Here is a 1,564-nt window from a genome sequence, read left to right as displayed (position 1 = left end):
GATCCGGTGGAGAGATCACTAGCGAGAATGATGACATGAGTAGCGACAAAGGGAGTGAGAGACTCCCTCGCCGAAAGTCCAAGGGTTCCTGCTTAAAGCTAATCTGAGCAGGGTAAGCCGGCCCCTAAGGCGAGGCCGAAAGGCGTAGTCGATGGGAACCAGGTTAATATTCCTGGGCCAGAAGGATGTGACGGATCGTGGCGACGCGTGTTCCTTATCGGATTGGAGCACGTTCAAGACGGTTCCTGGAAATAGCCCTTCATGAGACCGTACCCTAAACCGACACAGGTGGACTGGTAGAGTATACCAAGGCGCTTGAGAGAACGATGTTGAAGGAACTCGGCAAAATACCTCCGTAAGTTCGCGAGAAGGAGGCCCGGTACATGAGTGCCGGGGGCACAAACCAGGGGGTGGCGACTGTTTATTAAAAACACAGGGCTCTGCGAAGTCGCAAGACGACGTATAGGGTCTGACGCCTGCCCGGTGCCTGAAGGTTAAAAGGAGGGGTGAGAGCTCTGAATTGAAGCCCAGGTAAACGGCGGCCGTAACTATAACGGTCCTAAGGTAGCGAAATTCCTTGTCGGGTAAGTTCCGACCTGCACGAATGGCGTAACGACTTCCCCGCTGTCTCCAACATCGACTCAGCGAAATTGAATTGCCTGTCAAGATGCAGGCTTCCCGCGGTTAGACGGAAAGACCCCGTGCACCTTCACTACAGCTTCGCACTGGCTTCAGACACAACATGTGCAGGATAGGTGGTAGGCTTCGAAGCAGGGACGCCAGTCTCTGTCGAGCCTCCCTTGAGATACCACCCTTGTTCTGTTTGAAGTCTAACCGCGGTCCGTTATCCGGATCCGGGACCCTGCGTGGTGGGTAGTTTGACTGGGGCGGTCGCCTCCTAAAGCGTAACGGAGGCGCGCGAAGGTTGGCTCAGAGCGGTCGGAAATCGCTCGTTGAGTGCAATGGCAAAAGCCAGCCTGACTGCAAGACTGACAAGTCGAGCAGAGACGAAAGTCGGCCATAGTGATCCGGTGGTCCCAAGTGGGAGGGCCATCGCTCAACGGATAAAAGGTACGCCGGGGATAACAGGCTGATACTGCCCAAGAGTCCATATCGACGGCAGTGTTTGGCACCTCGATGTCGGCTCATCTCATCCTGGGGCTGGAGCAGGTCCCAAGGGTATGGCTGTTCGCCATTTAAAGAGGTACGTGAGCTGGGTTTAGAACGTCGTGAGACAGTTCGGTCCCTATCTGCCGTGGGTGTAGGATACTTGAGAGGAGTTGCCCCTAGTACGAGAGGACCGGGGTGAACGAACCACTGGTGGACCAGTTGTCGTGCCAACGGCAGTGCTGGGTAGCTATGTTCGGACAGGATAACCGCTGAAGGCATCTAAGCGGGAAGCCCCCCTCAAAACAAGGTATCCCTGAGGACCGTGGAAGACCACCACGTCGATAGGCCGGAGATGTAAGTGCAGCAATGCATTCAGTTGACCGGTACTAATGGTCCGATAGGCTTGATTTGATCCAGTAACAGCAAGGTTCGTCACCAAGACAAACCAACCTGT

The 1,564-nt window shown here is 55.1% G+C and carries 1 rRNA gene (cut by a window edge); it reads left to right on the top strand.

The annotated features are described in order from the left end of the window. A 23S ribosomal RNA gene (locus GGQ68_RS23920) occupies positions 1-1,521 on the top strand (it extends 1,330 nt beyond the left edge of the window). The last annotated feature ends 43 nt before the right edge of the window (positions 1,522-1,564 follow it).

Source organism: Sagittula marina, from assembly GCF_014196795.1.
Lineage (GTDB): Bacteria > Pseudomonadota > Alphaproteobacteria > Rhodobacterales > Rhodobacteraceae > Sagittula > Sagittula marina.
The sequence above is the reverse complement of the archived record's forward strand: the minus strand, read 5'-3'. Positions and strand labels throughout refer to the sequence as shown.